The sequence below is a fragment of the Aeromonas sp. FL131 genome, assembly GCF_049860615.1.
Lineage (GTDB): Bacteria > Pseudomonadota > Gammaproteobacteria > Enterobacterales > Aeromonadaceae > Aeromonas > Aeromonas hydrophila.
Window position 1 is genome coordinate 4,611,601 of record NZ_CP187595.1, and the last position, 25,145, is coordinate 4,636,745.

At 57.7% G+C, this 25,145-nt stretch carries 20 protein-coding genes; 10 read left to right on the top strand and 10 right to left on the bottom strand.

The genetic code is table 11. The features are described from left to right. Window positions 1-132 precede the first annotated feature (132 nt). The 4 genes from ACPW75_RS21485 (at window position 133) to ACPW75_RS21500 (ending at window position 2,723) form a co-directional block, all read left to right on the top strand. Entirely contained in the window at window positions 133-345 is a 213-nt protein-coding gene (locus ACPW75_RS21485; RefSeq protein ID WP_041997613.1) for a hypothetical protein, read from the top strand. Between the two features lie 9 nt (window positions 346-354). Then, window positions 355-1,533, top strand: a complete 1,179-nt coding sequence (locus ACPW75_RS21490) for an Arm DNA-binding domain-containing protein (RefSeq protein WP_270808386.1) — start codon at window positions 355-357, stop codon at window positions 1,531-1,533. Then, entirely contained in the window at window positions 1,530-2,396 is an 867-nt protein-coding gene (locus ACPW75_RS21495) for an HD domain-containing protein (RefSeq protein ID WP_235465841.1), read from the top strand. The genes ACPW75_RS21490 and ACPW75_RS21495 overlap by 4 nt, the downstream gene beginning before the upstream one ends. A gap of 171 nt (window positions 2,397-2,567) precedes the next feature. After that, window positions 2,568-2,723 (top strand): hypothetical protein, encoded by a 156-nt coding sequence (locus ACPW75_RS21500; protein WP_158657400.1) that lies wholly within the window; start codon window positions 2,568-2,570, stop codon window positions 2,721-2,723. Window positions 2,724-2,827: 104 nt separating this feature from the next. Here the strand turns inward: ACPW75_RS21500 and ACPW75_RS21505 are convergent, their stop codons facing one another. The 3 genes from ACPW75_RS21505 to ACPW75_RS21515 are packed head-to-tail and all read right to left on the bottom strand — an operon-like array spanning window position 2,828 to window position 9,019. Beyond that, window positions 2,828-6,190: a tyrosine-type recombinase/integrase gene (locus ACPW75_RS21505; protein WP_425904359.1), complete on the bottom strand. Its 3,363-nt coding sequence runs from the start codon at window positions 6,188-6,190 to the stop codon at window positions 2,828-2,830. Then, on the bottom strand, window positions 6,175-8,409 hold the full coding sequence (locus ACPW75_RS21510) for a hypothetical protein (protein ID WP_201964337.1): 2,235 nt from the start codon (window positions 8,407-8,409) through the stop codon (window positions 6,175-6,177). The genes ACPW75_RS21505 and ACPW75_RS21510 overlap by 16 nt, the downstream gene beginning before the upstream one ends. Beyond that, complete coding sequence (locus ACPW75_RS21515; protein WP_223954600.1) at window positions 8,402-9,019, bottom strand: hypothetical protein; 618 nt, start codon at window positions 9,017-9,019, stop codon at window positions 8,402-8,404. Before ACPW75_RS21515 ends, ACPW75_RS21510 begins: the two co-directional genes overlap by 8 nt. Before the next feature lie 416 nt (window positions 9,020-9,435). On the opposite strand from ACPW75_RS21515, the gene tcdA reads away from it, so the two are divergent. Continuing rightward, window positions 9,436-10,272, top strand: coding sequence for a tRNA cyclic N6-threonylcarbamoyladenosine(37) synthase TcdA (tcdA, locus tag ACPW75_RS21520; protein ID WP_077096270.1), 837 nt, complete (start codon window positions 9,436-9,438; stop codon window positions 10,270-10,272). A gap of 21 nt (window positions 10,273-10,293) precedes the next feature. Here tcdA and ACPW75_RS21525 read toward each other — a convergent pair whose 3' ends face one another. Beyond that, window positions 10,294-10,728 (bottom strand): SufE family protein, encoded by a 435-nt coding sequence (locus ACPW75_RS21525; protein ID WP_016352382.1) that lies wholly within the window; start codon window positions 10,726-10,728, stop codon window positions 10,294-10,296. 13 nt (window positions 10,729-10,741) lie between these two features. Continuing rightward, window positions 10,742-11,962 (bottom strand): aminotransferase class V-fold PLP-dependent enzyme, encoded by a 1,221-nt coding sequence (locus ACPW75_RS21530; RefSeq protein WP_077096272.1) that lies wholly within the window; start codon window positions 11,960-11,962, stop codon window positions 10,742-10,744. A 152-nt stretch (window positions 11,963-12,114) separates the two neighbouring features. On the opposite strand from ACPW75_RS21530, the gene rep reads away from it, so the two are divergent. Further along, window positions 12,115-14,127 carry a DNA helicase Rep gene (gene rep, locus ACPW75_RS21535; protein WP_077096273.1) on the top strand — a complete coding sequence of 671 codons (2,013 nt, stop codon included), beginning with the start codon at window positions 12,115-12,117 and terminating at the stop codon, window positions 14,125-14,127. A 7-nt stretch (window positions 14,128-14,134) separates the two neighbouring features. Here the strand turns inward: rep and ACPW75_RS21540 are convergent, their stop codons facing one another. The 5 genes from ACPW75_RS21540 to ACPW75_RS21560 all read right to left on the bottom strand — a co-directional run bounded on the left by ACPW75_RS21540 (window position 14,135) and on the right by ACPW75_RS21560 (window position 20,197). Then, the gene (locus tag ACPW75_RS21540; RefSeq protein ID WP_041216899.1) at window positions 14,135-16,420 is read right to left on the bottom strand and encodes a putative bifunctional diguanylate cyclase/phosphodiesterase; all 2,286 of its coding nucleotides are present in this window, start codon (window positions 16,418-16,420) and stop codon (window positions 14,135-14,137) included. A gap of 85 nt (window positions 16,421-16,505) precedes the next feature. Further along, complete coding sequence (locus ACPW75_RS21545) at window positions 16,506-16,961, bottom strand: c-type cytochrome (protein WP_024945508.1); 456 nt, start codon at window positions 16,959-16,961, stop codon at window positions 16,506-16,508. Between the two features lie 200 nt (window positions 16,962-17,161). Beyond that, entirely contained in the window at window positions 17,162-18,190 is a 1,029-nt protein-coding gene (tdh, locus tag ACPW75_RS21550) for an L-threonine 3-dehydrogenase (RefSeq protein WP_077096274.1), read from the bottom strand. A gap of 56 nt (window positions 18,191-18,246) precedes the next feature. After that, window positions 18,247-19,437: a glycine C-acetyltransferase gene (locus ACPW75_RS21555; protein WP_029302358.1), complete on the bottom strand. Its 1,191-nt coding sequence runs from the start codon at window positions 19,435-19,437 to the stop codon at window positions 18,247-18,249. Window positions 19,438-19,552: 115 nt separating this feature from the next. After that, window positions 19,553-20,197: a TetR/AcrR family transcriptional regulator gene (locus tag ACPW75_RS21560; protein WP_011707886.1), complete on the bottom strand. Its 645-nt coding sequence runs from the start codon at window positions 20,195-20,197 to the stop codon at window positions 19,553-19,555. Window positions 20,198-20,353: 156 nt separating this feature from the next. Between ACPW75_RS21560 and rfaD the strand changes: the two genes are divergently transcribed. The 4 genes from rfaD (at window position 20,354) to ACPW75_RS21580 (ending at window position 25,063) form a co-directional block, all read left to right on the top strand. Next, window positions 20,354-21,310 carry an ADP-glyceromanno-heptose 6-epimerase gene (gene rfaD / locus ACPW75_RS21565; protein ID WP_029302357.1) on the top strand — a complete coding sequence of 319 codons (957 nt, stop codon included), beginning with the start codon at window positions 20,354-20,356 and terminating at the stop codon, window positions 21,308-21,310. A gap of 109 nt (window positions 21,311-21,419) precedes the next feature. Then, window positions 21,420-23,183 carry a polysaccharide deacetylase family protein gene (locus ACPW75_RS21570; protein WP_179101418.1) on the top strand — a complete coding sequence of 588 codons (1,764 nt, stop codon included), beginning with the start codon at window positions 21,420-21,422 and terminating at the stop codon, window positions 23,181-23,183. A gap of 3 nt (window positions 23,184-23,186) precedes the next feature. Continuing rightward, complete coding sequence (locus tag ACPW75_RS21575; RefSeq protein ID WP_077096309.1) at window positions 23,187-24,401, top strand: O-antigen ligase family protein; 1,215 nt, start codon at window positions 23,187-23,189, stop codon at window positions 24,399-24,401. After that, the gene (locus ACPW75_RS21580) at window positions 24,398-25,063 is read left to right on the top strand and encodes a glycosyltransferase family 25 protein (RefSeq protein ID WP_077096276.1); all 666 of its coding nucleotides are present in this window, start codon (window positions 24,398-24,400) and stop codon (window positions 25,061-25,063) included. The genes ACPW75_RS21575 and ACPW75_RS21580 overlap by 4 nt, the downstream gene beginning before the upstream one ends. Window positions 25,064-25,145: the final 82 nt, after the last annotated feature.

The following is a 25,145-nucleotide window of genomic DNA, read 5'->3' on the forward strand; positions in this document are numbered from 1 at the left end:
CGAGTATTTTTCACATAGCCTACCAAATGAATCATACATGATGCAAAAGCGGCATTGACAATCACATTCTGTGAGCTATATTCGTCTCACGTGAGTAAAATGACTCATTTGTGATTCACCTGGAGGCGAGGTATGAGTACCTATCTGACAACCGAAGAGCTCTCATCACGGATCAAATACGACGTGCGAACAATCCGCCAGAGTCTGAAAGACGCTGTGCTGTTCGAAGGCGTGCATTACATCCGTCCGTTTGGTGGGCGAAAAATTCTCTACATCTGGGAGCGGGTAGAGGAGTCCATGCTGCAAGGAGCAGCAGCCCACGATCTCATTGCTAGCTTGAAGTGAGGTGGTGCGATGGGCTCGATAAATAGCCGTGATGGCAAGCTTTATCTGGACTTTCGTTACAGGGGGGTCCGCTGTCGGGAGCAGACCACGTTGGCTGATACCCAGGCTAACCGGCAGAAGCTCAATAAGGTGCTCTGCTTGATAGAGCAACAGATCCGTATCGGTACCTTTGACTATGGGCATCACTTTCCCAACAGTCCCAAGGTTGAGAAGTATGTGGCCATGGAGAGACTGAGTCGGCAGAAGGCCTCTGGTGGACGGATGATTTTCTCCGCCTTTGCCGAGCTATGGCTCGATGAAAAACGGGTCGAGTGGCGCGAGAGCCAAATTGAAACGGTGGATGGCATTTTACGCTGCCACCTGATTCCGGCTATGGGTGAGCAGCGGTTAGCTACCATCAGCAAGCAAGAGATCCTGGCGTTTCGGTTGCGCTTGTGTGAGCCGGGTGGGCAGAGCGAACGGGCGTTGTCGGCTTCCCGTATCAACCACATCATGACCTACCTGCGTCTCATCTTGAACGAGGCGGCCGAGCGGTTCGAGTTTGATAGCCCGTGGCGCAATATCAAGGCCCTGCCGATGCCTAGGGCGCAAGTCCTGCCGTTTACCCTGGAGGAGGTGCAACTCATTCTGACCAAGGTACGGGCGGACTATCGTCCCTATTTCACGGTGCGTTTCTTCACCGGCATGCGCACGGGTGAGATCGATGGTCTTTGCTGGGACAATGTGGATTTTGGCGCCCGCCTTATTCATATTCACCAGTCCTTGGTCAGGGGTAAAGTCGGGCCCACCAAGACCAGTGGATCTCACCGCACCATCGCAATGAGCCAGCGAGTCTATGAGGCCTTGCGTGAACAGTGGGGGTTCTCGGGCGAGAAAAGTACCTTCGTGTTTTGTGCTCGCAACGGTGAGCCACTCAACCACCGCAATGTGGCTCAGCGTGTCTGGTACCCATTGTTGGCCAATCTGAAGCTTGAAAAGCGCAACCCTTATCAGACTCGCCATACGGCTGCCACTCTGTGGCTGGCCGCCGGCGAAAATCCGGAGTGGATTGCCCGCCAGCTGGGTCATTCCACGACCAGCATGCTGTTTCGGGTCTATTCGCGCTATGTGCCCAATTTGGTCGGTCGGGATGGTGCCGCTTTCGAACAACTGCTGGACGGTGAACTTGATCTGGAGGATGAGGTATGAAATTCACATCCCCGTTTAACTTGACGCTGGTGTGGGCCGAGCTGATTCACGGCTTGCCTAGTGCTGGTGTGTGGCGTTTGACTTTCCTGAAAGGGGGTCGCCATGTCGATGTTAGCGGTGAGCTGCTGGCGGATGTGGTGCCGGCTGGGCAGTGGTTGCTGCTGGAGATGAATGGCGAGGAAGTGCCTCGATTGATGACCTTCATGCCGTTGCCTGTTGAGGTGCGTCGTGACGACATTGAGCAGCAATTTTCATGGCTGGCAGATAAACAACATGCCATCTTGTCGGATATCTGGGGGATGCTCGCTTATTTACCGGATGCGGCCCTGCGGCGATTCTACCTCGCCGTGCTGCTTGATGATCGCATCATGTGGCCCTTCTTCACCGGCAAGGCGAGCAACCAGTACCATCATCACCATACCGGTGGACTGCTTGAGCACAGTCATGAGGTGGCAATCACCGCCTCGGCGCTCTGCATGCAGCATCAAGTCGGCCCGATTAGCACCAGCGTGGCCTTTATCGGCGGTCTTCTGCATGACATCGGCAAGATCCATCTGTTCTACAACAACACAAGCGGGAACGGGGTCGCGGGGCAACATGAGTCGTTCAATTTCATGGTGCTGGCCGAGCCGCTGGCCCGCCTCAGTCAGGAGGCGCCCAAGCTGTTTGAGGCCATCAGTTCTTGCCTTTCCATCAAAATTGGTCGGCAGTCGGAGGCCTATCTGCCAGCCCAGATGGTTCATATCTGTGATCGATTGTCTATGGATGTACACAACTGGCGACGGGCTTTCACCGAGGTCCCGGCCTATTACTGGTTTGTCAAATCGCCTTATGGCGATCAGGTCTACAAACGGTTGGACTGAGATCTCGAAGCTCTGACTGCCGTTGACAGCAGGATGTGCCGAGAGGGCCACAGCGCCCGACTGTTTGCGGCGCCTTGGGCAACTTGCAGGGACTGCATATCGGCAGGATACTTTCAGCATCCCTTGGGGTTCAGAGACTATCCTGTTTGATTTATGCAACAAGGAGCATGTATGAGCTCGAGCATCGTCACTCTCAGTATCTTCTTTCTAGCCATGGAGCTGATCGCCTTTGCTGCTGGATATCTCTACCTTGAGGGCAGAAAGCTGAAAAAACAGACAACCCAGACACCCAATAATTTCGATGAAAAGAGTGGGGCAGGATCCTGAAACCAATTGGTTAGGGAATTTGAGCTCAGCCCGTGAGAGGGGTGGGCTCAATGGGCGGGGATGACCCCCACTTTTCAGAGCCGCGCCAGAAAGAGTTTGCTTGGCTAATCCCATCGGGGTTCATCCTGAGCAACAGACCATTCGGCGGCGCGTTGACGGCCTTCTTCATTTAGTTGCTCTACGACATCCCTGTAAACATCCTCATCAGCCCTCTGTAGAGCCTCATTGAATAATGACCCACATAGCGCCATTTCATAGCGCGTCATGTCACGGCTCATCCTGTCAATTTCCATCAGTACCTCGTACGTCATTGGATTGGTGTCGGCCAGTTTTGCGATGCGTTGCAGATTTTGTGAATCGCCAATTTGCCAGCGGCGGATGCTGGTCGCCTTGAATAGGATTATGGCAAAGCGATGAAACAGATAGCGCAACATCGGTGATGAATGGCCCGCCTGGCATAATTCCTCCTTGGGGTGGTTTAGGTATAAGTAGGCATAGCCTTGGGGAAACTGCTGCACTTTGCGCAGCGTGCTGCGCTCGACGGCCAGCGCTGGATGAAGGTGCCAGCGTTTGGCAGGTTTATCTTGGGGCACGTGGAGATCAAGTCGCCACTGAGACCAGGGATATAACTTGCTGACAAAGGTCATAAAGCGGCGGAAGATTTTTGGAGAGGTGAATTTGATCCCGGCATGGGAGCTGTTTGAGTTGGTCAGGCAATAGCGGATGGCCCACCTGAACTCGGCCATCTGTTTGGGTCTCTTTCTCATGGCTTGGCAGACTGTCAAGACGTCAGCCAGTGCATGTTTCTCTGCGGTTGTGCCGAGTTCAGCCGGGAGCAGTTGTCGCTGCCGGTTGCGGGGAATCAACCGTGAGCGGGCTTTTTGTGTCACCAGATTGCCTAGTTCGATTGCGCTCGCATGCCAAGTCGCCAGCAACTCTGCGCTCAAGCCAAATTGGCTGGCTATCTCCCGTAGATCCTTTCCTTTTTCAAGATGCTTGAGGACGGCTTCACTCTGCACGTAATGACTGGCTCGGTTTGCATCGGCGAGGGTTTTCGCCTTGATGCCTTGCCGCACTTGGCGCGGTGGTGTTGCCTGATAGGCTCCCAGCCTTTTCAGTAGGTGGGGCATCAGCTTAGCCGGGGTCAGGGGCGTTGGTTTTTCCTGTTCGCAGTCTAGTGTGCGTTGCTTGTGGGTCGATATACCAAACAGATATTGGCTCTCTTGCCTGGAGAGCGGGGTTTGGTTGCATGCTAGGTGGCAGCCAAGTAACAGGTCGGTGAAGTGCAGGTAGTGATTCAGTGTGATCTCGGGACTGCTGTGCCCAGCCATCACTGCGAGCGCCATATAGCGATCCCGCAGGCGATGCTGGCCTGCGATCAGGCGGACAATCTCCTCGCGTTGTGTGTCGGGGTAGGGCAACAAGGCTCGCTGGACAATGTCTGGCAAGGACACCAGATCGTGGTGCAGCAGCAACTGCATCCGAGAAAAACAGCTGTGACGCAGGTGGTAGAGTCGATAATGAAGGCCGCCACTGAGTTGGTAGAGTACAGACCTGACCATCAGGGATATCTGTTGCAGGTTGACCCGCTCGTGGGGATTGCCCGCAGCGTGGAACAGCAACTCCTTGTTGCTATCCGCCTGCATCCGTCGCTCGCCAATATAGCGTTTGAGGAGATCGCGCTCATTGCCGGTGAGCATGGGGTAAAGTGGTACTTTGCGCAGTGCCGCATCGGTCTTGTTATGACCGTGGCGGTTGTTGCGGACAAAAAGCCACCCGATGGGGGAGGGCTCAACATCCATTAGCCGCAACTTGGCGAGTTCTCCGGGGCGCAAACCGGTGCGATAGGCCATGATAAGAAAGGATTTAAGCATCATCCGCAGAGTAACGTCGGTATCGATGAAGCAATCGACCTGTGCCAGCAAACCGGCAAAGAGGGGCTCATCGACTATGGCTGCGCTGACATGGGGGATTTTCTTCTCGCCGGTTGCAAGTGATTCTGGTAGCGCTGCCATATCAAACGCCTCGACGGCGAAGACATGCATGTCCTGAAGGCGGCCTGCCATGAAGTCACGCTGATATTGGCTGCGTGGGCGGTTAAGAATGCTGTGATAGAGTTCGGTAAAATCGATGCCATCGTAGCTTGCAAGCGGTAGTTGTGCGGTCATCGATAACCACTCCTTGCCGATGCTTTCGAGGTAGCGCTGAGCAGTCGACGGGGCCAAACGGCGTGTCAGAAGCAATGACAGCAACCAGCTGACTAGCACTTGTTCGCTGAGCGTAAGGGCACTCGTGTTCCCAAGAGCATCGAGTTCCGTGATGATGGTTTTCGGGCCCTTGGGCGCGGCTGGGTCTTGTCGAAAAATCGCTCTTAATTCATCTAGCAGATAGGGTTTTTGCGATGGCTGGCTGGTGCTTGCCATTGGCCATTTCGCCACGCTTTCTAGAGAGTTAAATTTCTGATAGGTGTCCTGGTTGGCTGGGTACAGGCGAGGTTGGAGCAGCCGGTGCCAGTATGCGAGAGGGAGGGATGCACTTGGGGTTCGTCCTGCTGCATATTCCAGCAGTACCTGCGGGAGTTCAGTACCAAGCTGATGTTCGGTTAAGCCGATGGCTCCTCTGCAGAGCGCTTGCTGGCTGATCTCTGCTCCCAATTCCTTTTGCAACAATCCAAGGCACTCTGCCTGTTTGGTTGGAGGGCACCAAGTTGCGGGGCGATGTTTGAGCAACTGCCGCAATATACCGAGGCTGATTGGGTCAGGCATGTAATTCACTTGGGTGATGGCCCGTATACCTGTCTGGTGTATCTCGTTGTGTTCTGCATTGCCATCGTGTTCGTCATGACGGTAATAGCTGTTACTGGGAAGCTCGCCAGGCTCGAGGGTTAGGGTGATCCAAGTTAGTTCATGATTACCGGACAGCGGCTGGATTTCGAGCAATGCACGCCCCATGGCGAGCCACAAATAGGGGCGATTGAGCCCGCCATAGAGGATTCCGCAGACGAGCAAACGGGCGAATAACCGGTCGGGATCTTGGGTCGGTTCACTCAATGTGGTACGCCAAGTATGAGCTGCGTTGGCCATAGTGATAGTCGCTTGGTGCCAATGCTCGGAGCGAAATGGGTGAGGGCGTCGCACAGTCAAGTAAGGAGGGGGGATCGCAATGCACCAGATTCCCTGCCGGTTCCCCATCTCCAGTTTCTGGCAGATAACCGAGTAGGCAAAGCGGTAGGCGTGCAGGGTCTTTAGATCTTGCCGCAGCTGGGCATCAATGTCTGGCCACAACCGTTCAAATCGGTCGGCACAGGGAGATTCTTCCAACATCTCTGGCAGATGATGACGAAAGATCTTGATGGCCTGGGTGATCACCACTTCGGCCTCATCTTTACGGTCCTGTCGGCGCTTATCTCGGCCAAGTTGTACCATCAGCTCACGGCGCCGCGGTGATAGGATCAGAGGATTTGCCATCCTGCCCTTGCCTCAATCTGGTGAAAATTCAAATGTGCTTCAATGAGGTCGGCAACGTGTTGCAGAGTCTGGATGGACAGGCAACTGTGGCGACCGAATATCGACTCGCCGATCTCCTCGTGCCCCATCCAGCCATCGATCACTGACGGTGCCAGTTCGCTGCGCAGCAGGACGCTGCGTAGGTGGTGGCGAGCCCAGTTGTGTTGGATCGGCAGCCGGTTACCCAGTTGCTGATTGAGGTTGCTGGGTGTGGGATCCTGAGGCAGCAGATGACCCTGACTGTCATGAAGGATGAAAAACAGCAGATTTTTGCTGCCATCAAGTGCGGCATCGCAGCGCTGTGCCAGCTCGCGATGCAGGAGTCGGTAGCGTTGACCCAGGGCATGTAGATGGGCTTGGTAAAATGCGACCTGGCGAGCGGCGGTGACAGGGATCACCAAGGTCCGAGCCGCCAGCCCATTACGGATCTCTTTATCGCTTATCCACCATGTACGCGTGATGGGGTTGTAGTCAGCGAGCGATCCCAGTGGAGCAGTCACATCCCGGTGACCAGTTACAAACGTGAGCAGTGCCCACACGTAGCAAAGGTAGTGATTGTGAAAGCTGGCCACCTCCTCAAGGACTGCATCACGCTTGGGGGCCGGTGGCGGTATTAACAGCCGGTTAAACAGGTTATGCAGCACCTTGCCCGGCAGGAGCAGACTACTGCCAACCGTGGCAGGGATGCTACGGGCTGGCGGCAGACCCGCATCCAGTCCCGCCAAGTTAAACAAAAACTGTAGATAGGCTCGATGGTGCTTGGTCACCTGGTCGGTGGGGGTATTGCTGTACGCCAGAGCCGGTCGCTTCTTGTAGTCCTGACCCCGGACGAGCGCCACCTGCATCAGATCGAAGCCCTGGTTGATATACCAGTGCTCCAGATAACGAGTGACTCGCCCCAGGGTTAACCGGGTTTGGTGGCGTTCGTTGATAAGCGCAAGGTACTTTTTCAACAACTGTTCGCTCGGGGGCGGTGCATTGACAGCCAAATGTTGTAACACCGTTGGGAGCGGCAGAACGACACGTGAGTGGGTGGGGGGCAGCAGAGCATGCAGTCGTTCATCCAGTGTACTAGCTGGTACCTTGTGTTCAATAACGAGGCAGAGGCGCTCTTTTATGACCTGCAAACTACGGCCTGTTGCCAGACCGCCAGGGATACCGCCGCATACGAGAGCTAGCAATAACCAACCTCCAGCAGGGTCACCCTCGTTGACTGCATCCCTCACTAGATGCTCGATATCCCAATCACTGGCCTGCTCGAAGCTACACGGAAGTGACAGCTGACGCACTGCCAGTTGTTCGGTGACTCGCCTGTTCAATTCGGCGCGTAAAAATGGTGAGCGGTGCGGAGAGCTGGGGTCGTGGATGCGCACGGTCTTGGTATCAAGAGCGAAAGGCGGCTCATCGATCGGCTCTCCATTAGGCCCTGGTCGCATAACTAGCTCTTCGATCACGATGTCAGTGTCATCAGTTTTTTCTAGCTGAATCAATTGGACATAGTGCTCGGCGACGGGCAGTTTCTTTGATCTGCGATAGCGAGTGATGCCTTTTGCTAGGCGATAGGCATCGTAGATGACCACACACAGAAAACCTAGCCCTCGCTCGATGAGCGGCGATAGCGCGTGTTGGCGGTTGGCACGTAGCGTCGTGATGAGTGTCGCCAGATCTGGGTGAGCCGCCATATCCGGCAGTTCTTGCAGCACCGGTGTGTGCCGTGCTTCGGTAGCGATCAGACGGATCTCCCGCAGCGCGTTTTCGATGGCGGAGTCATGATCACCGATGAGGTGTAACTGTAGACAACTCACGATGACCAGTTGCTGGTAACGTCGATAGTGAGCGTGATCGTCATCTGACCAAGACAAGGGGGAAGTGATATTGATCGCAGCGGCGAATCCGCACTCGGTCAGTAATTGCTGTCGCCTGAGGTAGTGACAAGCCTCAAATGGGGTTTTTATGTTAAGAGCACTGGGGTTCACCCGATAGCGTGGATGGCTAGCCCAGCGTTCCAAATCTCCGTAACGGTGCCAGTAATCATCTGGCATGTTTCCCATCAGCCACTTGAGCATCGCGAAGGTGGTCAAGCGCAATGGGGCCGGTAGAAGCCTGGGGCATACCACATGGGACAGGTGGCACAGCCGTCTGTGGTAACGTTCCCGATCCAAGGGGGGGCTCTCATCCATGGTTCGGACTCCAGTCTGTATTGAGTTGCGCAATCGGATCAGCGAAGGGGTTGGCGACCGGAGTGTCGCTGACCGCTCGTCGGCGTTGCTGGACCAGCGTGCCCCGGCTACACCCCGTCCATAGGCAAAGGTCGGCATCGCTCACCTGCGACTTGTCGAAAAAATACTGTGCCATATGCCGGGGCAGTTGGGCCTGAAAACTCTCTCGCAAAGCGGCGAGCTCTCTGCTGTCGATGCTCATAACGAGCAGGCTGAGGGCGCTGGCCCACGCCTGTTGTTCAATGTCGGCATCGTTGGAGACGTGGGATGGGGTGTTATGAATGAGCAGCGTGCCCTCCGGCGGATAGGGAGCCTCCCAGTACAGCGCCGGCCACAGCGGTGAAAACAGCAGAAATTCCGTTGGGCGCATCTTTTTGTTTTTACCCTGCTGGTACAACATGACGCCCTGTAACGGTTGTCTGAGCAGTTGGCTGGTCAGACCGCCGGGCAGGTTTTTCCAAGAGACGAGACGGGGGTAGGTGAGGATCCACTGATACGCTGCGTGGGCGAGCGGATGGATAGAGAAACGGAGAGTCGGATCAGCGCGGGATAGGGTCATCGGCTCACTCATCAGACACCTCAAAATGGTGATTGGCCTATTTTGAGACTAACGCCCCGCAAATTCGTGATCAAATATTGATCATTAAAATATCGAGATTTTGTGACCGTGACCACGTATGTGGCGTAAATTGTTCTTAATGGTAAAACCGAATGTCAAAGGTAATTGTCATTAAAAAACAATTAATTACATTTAATGCCACATAAGTGAAATAGAGATAATCTGGCTTGAACGGCCTGTCACGCCGGGGGTCGCGGGTTCGAGTCCCGTCCGCTCCGCCACTACTTAAGAAGCCCAGTCTAACGACTGGGCTTTTTTTCGTTTCCGGCACCGCACTCATTTTCCCTCACATCAACACCGCCATCATCCGATCATCGCCCCTGAGAGAGGTTGCCGCTATAATGGCCGCCCTCAAGCAAGGTGGTGGTATGAAAGCAGAGTATCTACAGCGATTCGGGGGCATTGCCCGTCTTTATGGTCAGAGTGCGCTGCATTCTTTTAGCCAGGCGAAAGTCTGTGTGGTCGGGATAGGTGGCGTCGGCTCCTGGGCGGCCGAGGCGCTGGCTCGGGCCGGCATCAACCAGATCACCCTGATCGACATGGACGATATCTGCATCACCAACACCAATCGCCAGATCCACGCCATGCAGGGGACGGTCGGTCGTCTCAAGACGGAGGTGATGGCAGAGCGCATTCGCGCCATCAATCCGGATTGCGAAGTGATCGAGGTGGATGATTTCGTCACCGCCGACAACCTGGCCGAGTATATCAAGCGGGAGTTTGACTATGTGGTGGACGCCATTGACTCGGTCAAGGCCAAGGTGGCGCTGATTGCCTTCTGCAAGCGCAACAAGATCCCGGTGATCGTGGCCGGCGGTGCTGGCGGGCAGATGGACCCGACCCAGATCACCGTGGCCGACCTGGCCAAGACTATCCAGGATCCGCTGGCCGCCAAGGTGCGCTCCGATTTGCGTCGGTTGCACAACTTCAGCAAGAATCCGGCACGCAAGTTCGGGGTGGAGTGTGTCTTCTCAACCGAGCAGCTGAGTTATCCGGATGGCAATGGCGGCACCTGTCAGGCCAAGGCGGCCAGCGACGGCAATATGAAGATGGATTGCGCCTCCGGCTTCGGCGCCGTGACGCCGGTGACGGCTACCTTTGGCTTGGTCGCGGCTTCCCGGGTATTGAAGAAGATTGCCGAGCGGGGAGCCCGTGCCGATAAAGAGGCCGGGAATGAAGGCGCAGGGTCGATTGGCGAAGCCTAATCGACCACTGGGCAAGGCGGGTTAGACGGCCTGCTCCCGGATCGCCAACACGATAGCTCTGAGCCCGTTGCCCCGCGACGGGCTCAAGTGTTTCTCGAGTCCCAGTTCGCTGAAATAGCCCTCCATGTTGAAGGAGTGGATCGCCGCTGCGGGTTGGTGGTTGAGCGCCGCCAGCACGATGACGATAAGGCCCCGCACGATGCGGGCATCTGAATCGCAGGCAAAGTGCCAGTTACCATCCTCGCCTTTCTCCCCCTTCAGCCAGGCCTGGCTTTCACATCCCTTAAGGCGAAATGCCTCCTGCTGCCATTCGCCGGGCAGGGCAGGCAGCTGCTTGCCGAGCTGGATGATGAGCCGGTATTGGTTCTCCCAGCCGTGGGCTGCGGCAAATTGCTGACGGATGCTATTTGCGTCGGGCTCAACGCCTATCCGGGTATAGGTTGCGAGGCTGTTCATTGGATTGTCTGCCTTAGAAGAAGTCACTGAGTTTGTGCAGGGCGGCCAGCAGGGCGTCGACATCGTCCCGATTGTTGTAGCAGGCCAGCGAGGCGCGCAGGGTACCGCCGATACCGAGCGATTCCATCAGCGGCATGGCGCAGTGATGGCCGACCCGCAGCGCGATCCCCTGCATGTCGAGCAGGGTGGCGGCGTCCTGCGGGTGGATCTCGTCCAGCAGAAAGGAGACGGCGCCGGCGCGCTGGCCGGGTTCGCCGACCAGACGCAGACCCGGCACCTGTTGCAGTCCGGCAACCAGATAGTCGGCCAGTGCCGCTTCATGGCTGGCCAGTGAGTCCCTGTCCTGCTCCATCACAAAGTCGATGGCAGCGGCGAGGCCGATGGCGCCGGCAATATGAGGGGTACCGGCTTCAAACTTGAAGGGCAGGGTGTTGAAGGTGGTGCCGGCGAAGCTGACTCTGTCGATCATCTCGCCCCCCGCTTGCCAGGGTGGCATCCGCTCCAGCTGCTCGGTGCGCCCCCACAGCACGCCGATCCCGGTCGGGCCATAGAGCTTGTGACCGGAGAAGGCGTAGAGGTCGCAGCCGATGGCTTGTACATCCACCTCGAGATGGGCCACTGCCTGGGCACCGTCGATCAGCGTCACGGCGCCAACCGCTTTGGCGGCCTCTACCATCCGGGCGACCGGATTGACGGTGCCAAGGGCATTGGATACGTGGGCCACGCTCACCAGCCGGGTACGTGGCCCCAGCATGGCGCGATAGGCCGCCAGATCGAGATCGCCCCGCTCATCGAGAGGGATGACCCGGATCACGGCACCGGTACGCTGGGCAATCAGCTGCCAGGGGACGATGTTGGCGTGGTGCTCCAGGGTGCTGAGCACTATCTCGTCTCCCGCCTGAAGTTCGCTCATGCCCCAGCTCTGGGCCACCAGATTGATCGCCTCAGTAGTGCCACGGGTCCAGATTACCTCGCGACTGTGAGGCGCATTGATAAAGCGGGCAACCGTCTCGCGGGCGGCCTCGAAGGCACGAGTGGCACGGCCGCTCAGGGCATGGGCGGCGCGGTGTACGTTGGCGTTGTCGGTGCTGTAGTAATGCGCGATGGCGTCCAGCACCACCTGGGGTTTCTGGGTAGTGGCGGCGTTATCCAGATAGATCAGAGGGTGGCCGTTGACCTCTTGCGCCAAGGCCGGAAACTGGCTGCGCAGCCGGGCGTGCTGTTGCTGGTTCATGCTCCCCTCATATCATCTGGAAAAGTCGGCCATGATCCGGAAAATGGCGGTCAAACACAAGGCGCAGTGACGGGATATTGCCTGCGGTTTCGGCTGCCTGCGGGATCTCTGTTACAATGCCGCCCCTCATCATAAGCCAAGAGATCCGGCCCATGAAGCTCAACCCCAATCAGAACGAAGCGGTCAAGTTTGTCTCCGGCCCTTGCCTGGTGCTGGCGGGTGCCGGATCGGGCAAGACCCGCGTCATCACCAACAAGATTGCCTATCTGGTACAGCAGTGCGGCTACAGCGCGCGCAACATCGCCGCCGTCACCTTCACCAACAAGGCCGCGCGGGAGATGAAGGAGCGGGTCGGCCAGACCCTGGGTCGCAAGGAGGCACGGGGGCTGATGGTCTCCACCTTCCACACTCTGGGGCTCGAGATCATCCGCCGCGAGCACAAGAGCCTGAATCTAAAGGCCAATTTTTCCCTGTTCGACGACACCGACCAGCTGGCGCTGCTGAAAGAGCTGACCGAGGCGGAGCTCGACAACGACAAGGACAAGCTCTCGGCCCTCATCAGCCAGATCTCCAACTGGAAGAATGACCTCATCCTGCCGGCTCGCGCCATGCGCATCGCCCGCGGCCCGGAAGAAGTTTTGCTGGCCCAGCTCTATGAACGCTATCACCGCCAGATGGTGGCCTACAACGCGCTGGATTTTGACGATCTGATCGTGATGCCGACCCTGTTGCTCAAGAGCAACGAGGAGGTGCGCACCCGCTGGCAAAACAAGATCCGTTATCTGTTGGTCGACGAATATCAGGACACCAACACCAGCCAGTACGAGCTGGTGAAGCAGATCGTCGGCGAGCGGGCCCGTTTTACCGTGGTGGGGGACGATGACCAGTCCATCTACTCCTGGCGCGGTGCCAAGCCGCAGAATCTGGTGCTGCTGAACGAGGATTTTCCCAGCCTCAAGCTCATCAAGCTGGAGCAGAACTACCGTTCCAAGAAGCGCATCCTCAAGTGCGCCAACATCCTGATCGCCAACAACCCCCACGTCTATGACAAGGCCCTCTTCTCTGAGCTCGATGAAGGGGTGAAGCTCAAGGTGCTGTTTGCCAAGAATGAGGAGCACGAGGCGGAGCGTATCGCCGCCGAGCTGATGGGCCACAAGTTTATGAATCGCACCCGGTTCAAAGACTACGCCATCCTCTATCGGGGCAACCATCAGTCGCGCATCTTCGAGAAGGCGCTGATGACCAACCGCATTCCCTACCGTATCTCGGGCGGCACCTCCTTTTTCTCCCGCACCGAGATCAAGGACATCATGGCCTACCTCAAGCTGCTGGTGAATCCAGATGAGGACACTGCCTTCCTGCGGGTGGTCAATCTGCCGCGCCGCGAGATAGGCCCCACTACCCTCGAAAAACTGGGCCAGTATGCCAACCAGCGCGGCAAGAGCCTGTTTGCCGCCAGCTTCGAGCTGGGGCTGGAGCAACACCTCTCTGGGCGCGGTCTATCCGCCCTGCAGGCCTTCACCAACTGGCTGGTGCGGCTCGGCGATCAGGCGCTGCGTGGCAATCCGGTGGAGGCGGTGCGGGACATGATCAAGGAGATCCACTACGAGGAGTGGCTCTACGAGACCTCTCCCAGCCCGAAGGCAGCAGAGATGCGGATGCAGAACGTCTCCACCCTTTACCGCTGGATCACCGAGATGCTGGAGGGGGATGAGCTGGAGGAGGCGATGACCCTGGCTCAGGTGGTTACCCGGCTCACCCTGCGTGACATGATGGAGCGCAATGAGGGAGAGGACGAGGCTGACCAAGTGCAGCTGATGACCCTGCACGCCTCCAAGGGGCTGGAGTTTCCCTATGTCTACATGGTGGGCATGGAGGAGGGCTTGCTGCCGCACCAGACCAGTATTGACGAAGACAACGTGGAGGAGGAGCGGCGCCTCGCCTATGTGGGCATCACCCGGGCCCAGACCGAGCTGACTTTTACCCTCTGCAAGGAGCGGCGCCAGTACGGCGAGTCGGTGCGGCCGGAGCCGAGCCGCTTCCTGCTGGAGTTGCCGCAGGACGATCTGGAGTGGGAAAACCAGAAGAAGGTGACGGCCGAGGAGCGTCAGCAGAAGGGGCAGGTCGGGGTCGCCAACCTGAGAGCGCTGTTCAAGAAGGATTGAGTGGTGGTTAGCCGCGCTCATTCTTGGTCTGGGTGAGCAGGGGAGTGATATCGGCTCCGGGCATGGGCGGCGAGATATAGCGCCCCTGGCCCATCAGACAACCGAGATCGATCAGTTTCTGTAGCTGTTGCTGGTTTTCGATGCCTTCCACCACTAGGGTGAAGTCCAGATCCTGGCAGATGTCGCGCATGGCACGGATGAGGGCGAGATCTTTGGGTGACTGCAGCATGCGATGAGTGAAGCTGTCATCCACCTTGATGTAGTCCACCGGAAAGTGGAACAGGGCGTTGAGGGACGAAAACCCGGTCCCAAAGTCATCCAGACTGATCTGGATACCCTTGGCTCTCAATTCGTGCAAAGAGGTGAGGGCATCGGAGTCCTGCCGTGACAGCTCCCGCTCGTTGAACTCGAAGATCAGATAACCGGGGGCTATCCCCTCGGATTCGATGATTTCAACCAACTTCATGATCTGCTCATGGCTGACCAGATGCTTGCCGGACAAGTTGATGGCCACCTTGAACTTGCTCTGGCCTGACAGCGGCAGCCACTCCTTCAATTGTTGGCAGGTGTGGCTCAGGATCTGGTAGTCCAGCTCCTGAATGAGACCACACTGCTCCGCAAGCGGGATAAAGTCGAACGCATCCTTGAGTACCCCCTCTTCGGTGATCCAGCGGGCCATCACCTCCAGCCCGGTCAGCCGGCTGTCCTTGAGCCGGATCACCGGCTGAAAATAGGGGACGATGCGCCCTTCACGCAGCGCTCTTGCCAGCATCTCTTCCGGTGAGGCCCAGGTCTGGACCGAGCACTCTTCCGAATAGCTGACGATGCGACTGCGGCCGTTGCGTTTGGCCTGGTACATGGCCAAGTCGGCCTGATGAAGCAGCTGGCTGATGTCGGAGGTCTGTTCCGATACGCTGGCCACCCCCAGACTGACCGTGATGCCCAGCTCGTTGCCCATCAGTCGAAAAGGGTAGGAGAGGCGGCTGATGATGCGGTTGAGAACCGGGCTGATATCCTCCTCGGTCTTGCTGTTGTCCAGATAGATGACGAATTCATCCCCGCCTAGCCTGGCCACCATGTCGTTTTGCCGAATGCAGGTCTGCAGGCGGCGGCTCATCTCCTTGAGCAGCTGGTCGCCGGCGCTGTGACCCAGGGTGTCGTTGACCTGCTTGAAGTGGTCCACATCGATGAAGATCAGCGAAAAACCGGGCGACTTGTAGCGGTGAAAGTGGGTCATGGCGTGGTTGAGGTGATTCATCAGCAGGGCCCGGTTGGGCAGCTGGGTCAGCGGATCGTGCAGGGCGTCGAACTGCAGCCGCCGTTCCAGTTCCTGATGCTGCTTGAGCTGCTTTTGCAGCCGGAGGTTGGTCTGACGCAACTGCTGCAGGCGCTGGTTGATGGAATCTTCCGAGTTGATGTCGTGCAGCTGCTGGCGGATCCGCCTCAGCTCCAGCAGCAGGGTGAGCTGGCTGCGCAGGAAGTCGAGAAACAGTCGGTCATCGGTTTCCAGCGGATGCTGCAGGCTGATGAGAAAGTGGGCGAAGTACTGCTGCTGCAGGCGCAGCGGTTGGCTGTACCAGTAGAGCTGCTCCTTGTGCTGCTCCATGTTGTTGGTGCTGTGGCACAACCCGGTGATGAACTCGTCGCTGTGGGGAGGCTGCTCCGGATAGATCTTCTCGAGCCGGTGGCTGTCGATGCGCACCAGCAGCATGTCCTGAATGGCCAGCATCTGGCGCAGGACTGCCTCGAGCTGGGAAAACAGCGCCTGACTGGGCAGAGTATTGGCCAGCCGGATGATGCGGTTGATGCTCTCGATCTTCTTCTGCCAGTCAGGGTCTTTGCGGATCAGCGGTGAGGCCAGCTCCGACAGCTGGGAGCCTGCTTGGGTCTCGTTCAACCGCTTGGCCAGGCACTCCAGCAGCAGGCGCAGGGTTGGCAGCTCCTTGGGCTGGCAGCAGGCCAGCAGCCACTGGACCTGACCATGCTCGACCGGCAGCGAGCACCAGCCATCGGCTTCATCGAGCTGGGTCAGTTGATCGGTGATGCGCGACTCCTCCAGCCCCAGCTGCAACTTGAAACTGTCGGAGATCTGGTATTCGCATACCCACTGCAGGCCGGCTTCCGACAAGCCGAGCATGCCGAAATGCTGCAGCGGGCAGAGCTGGTTCAGCTGCTGGATCAGGGTGTCATAATCTTTGGAAGTGGCGGCGGAGGGGGCGGGGAAATCCATAATAGCGGAGACCAACGCCAGCAAGGGAGTCGAGTAATGGGGTGCTATTGGTTGCGCTGACATGAGTAACTCCCGGTTTGCCTACCCTACAAAGAGTAGCCGGAAGTCATCAGATTGAAAGGGCCGCAAATGCGGCCCTTTCAAACACTTAGAGCTTGTCGATCATGTAGTGAATGGCGTTTTCGATCTCTTCATCGCTACAGGTGGCGCAAGTTCCTCGTGGCGGCATCACACCGGTCTTGCCTGCGAAGCCGGCAATGGCGTGTTTCTTAAGTGTTTCAATGCCTTGGGCGATACGTGGTTCCCAGGCGGCCTTGTCGCCACGCTTGGGGGCACCGGCGATGCCGGCATCGTGGCAGGCGAAGCAGGCGCCCTTGAACACGGCTTCGCCGTCGCGCGGACCAGATGCCGCTGCCGCCGCAGGGGCTGCGCCTGCGGTCGCAATCCCTTCCAGATCCTTGGCGGTATAGACTTGACCGACAGGCTTGATCCGCTCGGCAATTGCCTCCGGTGACATATCATCGGCAGCAAGCACCACGCCGGACAAACTGGCGGCCGTCATCCCGACCGCCAGCAAATAGCTCAGTTTTTTCAACACGCTCATGTACTCCCAGCAGGCTTTTATTATCCCTAGAAAACGACTGGATTATAACCGAATAGTTACAGCCATTTAAACGCTTGTGTGTGAAGTGTTAAGCACTCTGCGTGCAAAGTTTCTTCGTCAGATCACAAACTGGCGAGGCTGGCCCGAAAAAAAGAAACCCGGTTTTCACCGGGTTTCATCTCATGGGCGGGCCGAAAGGCTTATTTGCCCCAGCTGAGGATTACCTTGCCGGACTGGCCTGAGCGCATGGCATCGAACCCTTGCTGGAAGTCGTCGACGTGGAAGCGGTGGGTGATGATGGGGGAGAGATCCAGCCCGGACTGGATCAGACTGGCCATCTTGTACCAGGTCTCGAACATCTCTCGACCGTAGATCCCTTTGATAAACAGTCCCTTGAAGATCACCTTGCCCCAGTCGATGGCCATGGTAGCGGGGGGGATGCCGAGCATGGCGATTTTGCCGCCGTGGTTCATCTTGTCGATCATGTCCTGGAAGGCGCTAGGCACGCCGGACATCTCCAGCCCCACGTCGAACCCTTCGGTCATGCCGAGTTCACTCATCACGTCGCTGAGCTGCTCCTTGGCCACGTTGACGGCGCGAGTAGCGCCCATCTTGCGGGCCAGCTCGAGCCGGTATTCGTTGACGTCGGTGATCACCACGTGGCGGGCACCCACGTGGCGGCAGACGGCGGCGGCCATGATGCCGATGGGGCCGGCGCCGGTGATCAGCACGTCTTCACCGACCAGGTCGAAGGAGAGGGCGGTGTGCACCGCGTTGCCGAACGGATCGAAGATGGCGGCCAGTTCATCGGGGACGTTGTCCGGCAGCTTGAAGGCGTTGAAGGCCGGGATCACCAGATACTCGGCGAAGGCGCCGGGGCGGTTGACGCCGACGCCTATGGTGTTGCGGCACAGGTGGGTGCGGCCGGCACGGCAGTTGCGGCAGTGGCCACAGGTGATGTGGCCCTCACCGGATACCCGGTCTCCGACCGCGAAGCCGCGCACTTCCTGGCCGATGGCGACCACTTCCCCGACGTATTCGTGGCCGACCACCATGGGCACCGGGATGGTCTTCTGTGACCACTCGTCCCAGTTGTAGATATGGATGTCGGTGCCACAGATGGCGGTCTTGCGGATCTTGATCAGCAGGTCGTTGTGGCCGAGTTCGGGGGCCGGTACGTCCGTCATCCAGATGCCGACTTCTTTGTGCAGTTTGGAGAGCGCTTTCATGGTTGTTCCTTCACGATGAATGCAGAAAGAAGGGGCGCCAGGCCCCTTGATTCAAATCAGATGATGTCGAGTTCGTGGCCGATGCGAATGAAGGCATCGATGGCCTTGTCCAGTTGCTCACGGGTGTGGGCAGCGGACATCTGGGTGCGGATGCGGGCCTGGCCCTTGGGCACGACCGGGAAGGAGAAGCCCACCACGTAGATGCCGGCAGCCAGCATGCGGCTTGCCATCTCGGCGGCCAGTTTGGCGTCACCCAGCATCACCGGAATGATGGCGTGATCGGCCCCGGCCAGGGTGAAACCGGCGGCGCTCATTCGCTCGCGGAAGTATTGGCTGTTCTCCTTGAGGCTGGAGCGCAGCGCATGCCCTTCGGCCAGCATGTCGATCACCTTGATGGTGGCGGCGACGATGGAGGGGGCCAGCGAGTTGGAGAAGAGATAGGGGCGGGAGCGCTGGCGCAACCAGTCGATCACCTCCTTCTTGCCGGAGGTGTAGCCACCGGAGGCGCCGCCAAGCGCCTTGCCCAAGGTGCCGGTGATGATGTCGACCCTGTCCATCACGCCACAGTATTCGTGGGTGCCGCGGCCGTTCTCGCCGATGAAGCCGACGGCGTGGGAGTCGTCCACCATCACCAGGGCGTCGTACTTGTCGGCCAGATCGCAGATGGATTTGAGGTCGGCAATGACGCCATCCATAGAGAAGACGCCGTCGGTGGCGATCAGCTTGAAGCGGGCGCCGTCGGCGTCAGCCTGCTTGAGCTGGGCTTCCAGCTCGGCCATGTCGTTGTTGGCGTAGCGATAGCGCTTGGCCTTGCACAGCCGGACCCCGTCGATGATGGAGGCGTGGTTGAGGGCATCGGAGATGATGGCGTCTTCGGCACCGAACAGGGTTTCGAACAGACCGCCATTGGCATCGAAGCAGGAGGAGTAAAGGATGGTGTCTTCGGTGCCCAGGAAGGCAGACATCTTCTGCTCCAGCTCCTTGTGCTGATCCTGGGTGCCGCAGATGAAACGGACCGAGGCCATGCCGAAGCCGTGGCTGTCCAGCCCCTGATGAGCCGCTGCGATCAGGTCAGGGTGGTTGGCCAGCCCCAGATAGTTGTTGGCACAGAAGTTCAGCACCTGCTCGCCGCCCACCGCAATCCGGGCCTGCTGGGCCGAGGTGATGACGCGCTCCTGCTTGTACAACCCTTCAGCCTGCACCTGCTCAAGCTGCTCGGTCAGGTGACGATAGAATCCGTTAGACATCCTCGATCCTTATTGGCTATTTCAGCTGATTATCAACAATGGGCAGTATTTTACTGCAATCTGTTGCGGTGAATTCAAATGATTGTGCTGACATTCAACAATTGTGAAACAGATCTCACCCGGCTGGTTGGGCCAGTTGACGATAGTGCTGTTCCAGCTGGCGGATCTGGTCGGCCACCTGGGGCTGCACATAGGGGCGCAGCAGGAACAGTACCCGCAAGACGCCCTGATAGAGCAACGGCTTGGTGATGCGGGTGTTGGGGGCCTGGGCAATCTGGAACGGGATCCAGCAGGTGACCACCATCTTGATGGTCTGGCCCAGATCCGGCAGATCCTCGTCGCTGACATTTATGATGCCGCCCTCGCGCAGGCTTCTGAGCAGGGCCACCACGGCGGCGCGCAACTGCTCCTGGGCCTTGAGGTATTTTTGCTGCAGTGGCTCATCGCGGCTGAGGATGTCCGGCAGATTGGCGTAGAAGAAGCGGAACTGCCACATCAGATAGAAGATGGCATCCAGATAGCCCATCAGGTTTTCCAGCTTGATCTCGTCGCTGCGCGCCGGCGTGAAGCTCTCGCTCAGGTGGCGGGCGTACTGGTCGAAGATGGAGTGGATGATGTCTTCTTTATTGCGGAAGTGGTAATAGAGGTTGCCCGGGCTGATGCCCAGATGAGCGGCAATGTGGTTGGTGGTGATGTTGCGCTCACCCTGATCGTTGAACAGCTCGGTGGCGCTGTGAATGATCCTGTCTCTGGTTTTCATCGCTGTTCCCTCTGCCGGGCCCCTGGCCGGTGAAATCGTCAAGGTCGAATCCCCTTGCGGCCCGTGATAAACTTTTCGGCAATTTCAAATTGGCTCACTATACACAGCTTTAACAGGCAGTCACACGTGGCCATCAACGTACGCGAGGCAAACTCCATGATCGTAGTAACTGGCGGTGCTGGCTTTATCGGCAGCAATCTGGTCAAGCAGCTGAACGCTCAAGGACGGACCGATGTGGTGGTCATCGATGACCTGACCGACGGCACCAAGTTCGTCAATCTGGTCGATCTGACCATTGCCGATTACATGGATAAGGATGAGTTCCAGGCGCGGATCGTCTCCGGCGACGAATTTGAAGAGTGGGATGGCGGCATCGAGGTGATCTTCCACGAAGGCGCCTGCTCCGCCACCACAGAGTGGAACGGCAAGTTCATCATGGAGGTCAACTACGAGTACTCCAAGGATCTGTTCCACTACTGCATCGAGCGGGAAATTCCGTTTATCTACGCCTCCTCTGCCGCCACCTATGGCGGGCGCAACGACAACTTCATCGAAGATCCGAAGTTCGAGCAGCCGCTCAACGTCTACGGCTACTCCAAGCAGCTGTTCGACCAGTACGTGCGTCGCTGGATGCCGGAGATCAACTCCCAGGTAGTCGGTCTCAAGTACTTCAACGTCTATGGCCCGCGCGAGCAGCACAAGGGCTCCATGGCCTCGGTTGCCTTCCACCTCAATACTCAGGTGAAGAAGGGCGAGAATCCCAAGCTGTTCGAAGGCTGCGACGGCTTCCCCAACGGCGGCCAGATGCGCGATTTCATCTATGTGGATGACGTCTGCAAGGTGAACCTCTGGTTCTGGCAGAATCCGCAGCACTCCGGCATCTTCAACTGCGGTACCGGCCGGGCCGAACCGTTCCAGAACGTGGCCGAAGCGGTGATCAAGCATCATCAGAAGGGTGCCATCGAGTACATTCCCTTCCCGGATCACCTCAAGGGCCACTATCAGAGCTTCACCCAGGCAGACATGACCAAGCTGCGCGGCGTCGGTTATGACGCCGAGTTCAAAACCGTGGCCGAAGGGGTCGCGGATTATATGGCGTGGCTCAACCGTTAACGGGTGAGTTTTACACAGCCATGTGCAGACAAGCCGGAAGCAGGCCATACCTGCTTCCGGCGCTGTTGTTTGTCACGGTTTTTCTCAGTTTCTACCGGGTAACCACGCAATGAACATATTGATGGCACTCTCCCAGCTCGAAGTGACGGGCGCTGAGGTCTATGCCACCACGGTCGGTAACGAACTGACCCGGCGTGGCCACCAGGTTTTCTACGTATCGGACACCTTGACCAAGCCCACTCTGGGTGAGGTGTTCAAGCTGCGATTCAACAAGCGCAGCATTCTGCGCCGCTTCTGGCACGTCTTCTACCTCATCTATCTGATCAAGAAGCATCATATCCAGCTGGTGCATGCCCACTCCCGCGCCTCCGGTTGGAGCAGCTATGTGGCCTGCAAGCTGACCGGCACCCCCATGATCACCACGGTGCACGGCCGCCAACCGGTGCATGCCTCCCGCAAGGCCTTCCATGCTCTCGGCTTTCGAGCGGTGGCAGTGTGTGAGGATATCGCCCACCAGATCATCGACAATCTGGGGGTGGATCCGGCCATCGTGCAGGTGCTGCGCAATGGCATCGAAACCGACAAGTTCCAGCCTGTGCCTGCCCCGACCAATGCCAGGCCGGTGATCGCCATCGTAGGCCGGCTGAGCGGCCCCAAAGGTGAGCTCTGCTATAGGTTGCTGGATGAGGTGCTGGATCTGGACGCCTGCCAGGTGAAGGTGGTGAGCGGCAGCCAGCTGCCGGCGCGTTTCCAGCGTTTTCAGGAGCGGGTCGATTTCGTTGGCTACGTGGAGGATGTCCCTGCGCTGATAGCGCAATGCGATCTGGTGATCGGGGCCGGTCGGGTGGCGATGGAGGCCCTGCTGTGCGGCCGTCCCGCCTTTGCCATCGGTGAGGCCAAGGCCATCGGGCTGGTGACCGAGCGCAATCTGGATGAAGCGCTGGCCAGCAACTTCGGCGATATCGGCCCCCAGGACCTGGCGATCGATTTTGCCGCACTGAAAGCGCAGATTACCCCGGCCCTGGCCAGTTGCACCGTTTCAGACACAATTCGTCAGCGCATTCAGGCCGAATATGGCTTGGCGGGAGTGGTCTCCGACCTGGAATCCATCTATCAGGATGCGATGGTCGAAACCCTGCGCCGCGAGATGCCGGTCATCATGTACCACCGCTTCATCGAGCATGATAGCGAGAAGGGGGTACACGGCACCTGGATGCCGATCGCCATGTTCGAGAAGCACCTGCGCCTGCTGAAGTGGCTCGGCTATGAGACCCTGACGTTCCGCGATCTGGCGGACAAGGGCTTCATTCACCGGCTGCAGTACGGCAAGAAATACCTGATGATCACCGCCGACGACGGCTATCAGGACAACCTGACTCGCATGCTGCCGCTGCTGGAAAAATATGGTTACAAAGCCGTGGTATACGTGGTCACGGGGGAAGGGTATAACCGCTGGGATGTGGAGCATGCGAGCAACCCGGACACCCGGGTGGACTTGATGAATGGCGAGCAGCTCAAGGCGCTGACGGCCTCCGGTCATGTGGAGATCGGCGGGCATACCCTGACCCACCCCAGGTTGAGCAAGCTTGCACCCGAGCAGCAAGCTCATGAAATCCAAGAGAACAAACGACAACTCGAAGCCCTGCTCGGCCACTCTCTGCTGTCGTTCGCCTACCCTTATGGCGATATGGATGAGAGTGCCAAGGCGCAGGCGATGGTGGCGGGCTACCGTTTTGCGGTTGCCACCAACAGCGGGCCCAGAGCCATGCACCAGGACCCTTTTCGGATCCGCCGCATTGCCATTTTCCCGCGTACCGATGTTTTTGGCCTGTGGCGCAAAATCCGGGGTAACTATGTGTTCAGGAAATCTTGATTGATGCCCAGTAAAAGAAGCATTGAATTGTTAGATAGAATTACCGCTGCCCTGTTTGGGCTGACCATCATCTTTTCTTTTTGTGGCCTGTTTCTGGCCCCTTTCGGCCAGAGTATTCAATCCAATCTGCTGGCCGTGACCGGTATATTCGGTTTGTTGAATTACTTTGTTGGCAAACAACGGGATGTGGGGCTCAAAGATCGTCGCATTCTCTGGGGGCTGCTGGTCTATGCTGCCATGATCTTCGTCAACCGGTTGATCCACGGTGATCAATACGGAGTCATGCGCGGGCTGTTCTATGTCCTCATCTTTGCGCTGATGATGCCGCGCAAGCCGATTCTGTTGATGCTGGGTTATCTGGCCATCGTGCTGGGCGGGATGGGATTGGGTATCCTCAGCATCTGGCAATACCAACACGGCATTGCCAGGGTGGAAGGTTTTACCAATGCCATTCTCTTTTCGCAGGCCGCGCTGACCTTAGTCATTCTCAACTGGTTCGTCTTTCAGCAGGAACGGCTGCCTGGATGGTTGAGGGGGTGGGGGCTGGTTGGTTTGATGGCAGCCCTGTTTGCACTTTATCTCTCCCAGAGCCGGGGGGTCTGGCTCGCCTTCGGGGTCATTCTTGCCTACGTCATCTGCTACAAAGCCTACTTCAAGCCGTGGAAATATGTTGCGGTAGCCATGCTTTGCGTGGCTTCAATTGGAGTTATTTATCATACCAATCAGCTGGTACAGAGCAGGGTTCACTCTGCCGTGTCGGATCTCAAGTTGGTAGAGGAAGGCTCATATGATTCATCTTGGGGCTTGCGCGTTGTGGCATGGCAGAGCGCTTGGCTAGGATTTTTGGATGCACCCTTGGCCGGGGTGGGGACAAATGGGTTTGATGCACTGAAGCGAAGCCAGGCTGAGAGCGGGGTGCTATCTCCATCGATTCTTAGCCCAGAGCTGGCCCATGCCCATAACCAATATATGCAGAATCTGGTGATCCGCGGCAGCATAGGATTTATTGCACTGGTGATCTTTCTTGGTCTGCCGCTCTATCTGGCGGCGAACAATATAAGCAGGATTTCGGCGGGTGTGCTGGTTCCCCTCGCATTTGCCATTAACTCCCTAAGCGATGTGCCGTTTGAGCATCAAGGGGTGCTCTATCTGTACACGCTCAGCCTGGTTTTCATCTGGTTTGCCCATGAGTCTAAAAAGGATACCTGTACGTCATGATTCCGGTTTTGGTCATCAGTTTGGCTCGCAGCGTTGAGCGACGGGCGATGGTTGTTCAGCAGATGGCGCATCTGGGCATAGATTTCGAGTTTGTTGATGCTACCGACGGGAAGGCGCTGAGCAGTGCCGAGCTGGCCAAGGTGGATCTGGAGCTGGCCAAAGAAGTATGTGGCCATGAACTGAGTTTTGGCGAGATTGGCTGCGCCATGAGCCATATCCGAGTTTATGAGCGCATCGTCGCCGAGGGTATTGAGCGCTGCGTGGTGCTTGAGGATGACATCTACCTGCACATGCACAGCAAGGCGATCATCGAGACGATAGTACACTCCTGCCAGTCCGAGATCGTCTTCCTGCATCATGGCAAAGCCAAGCGCTGGCCATTCCTGTCATCCCTGCCCGGTGGCTACCGGCTTGCCAGATACCTGACGCCCAGCCGCTCCTCCAAGCGAGGGGTACTCTCTACCGCTGGGTATGTGCTGACCCTGGCCGGGGCGAAAAAATTATTGCAGTGCGCCTATCCGCTGCGGATGCCCTCCGACTATCTGACCGGCCGCTTGCAGCTCAATGGCCTGTCTGCCTCCGGGGTGGAACCCTGCTGTCTGGATGTAGATCTGTTCACCACCACCATCGATGACAGAGCCTACGGCCACTATCTGAAATAGCACTGGGCGTGCCGGCAGCGGCTGTTGGTTGGCAGCCCTGTCAGCCTTGCCGACGCTGCCGGTCATACATGCTGGATAACCC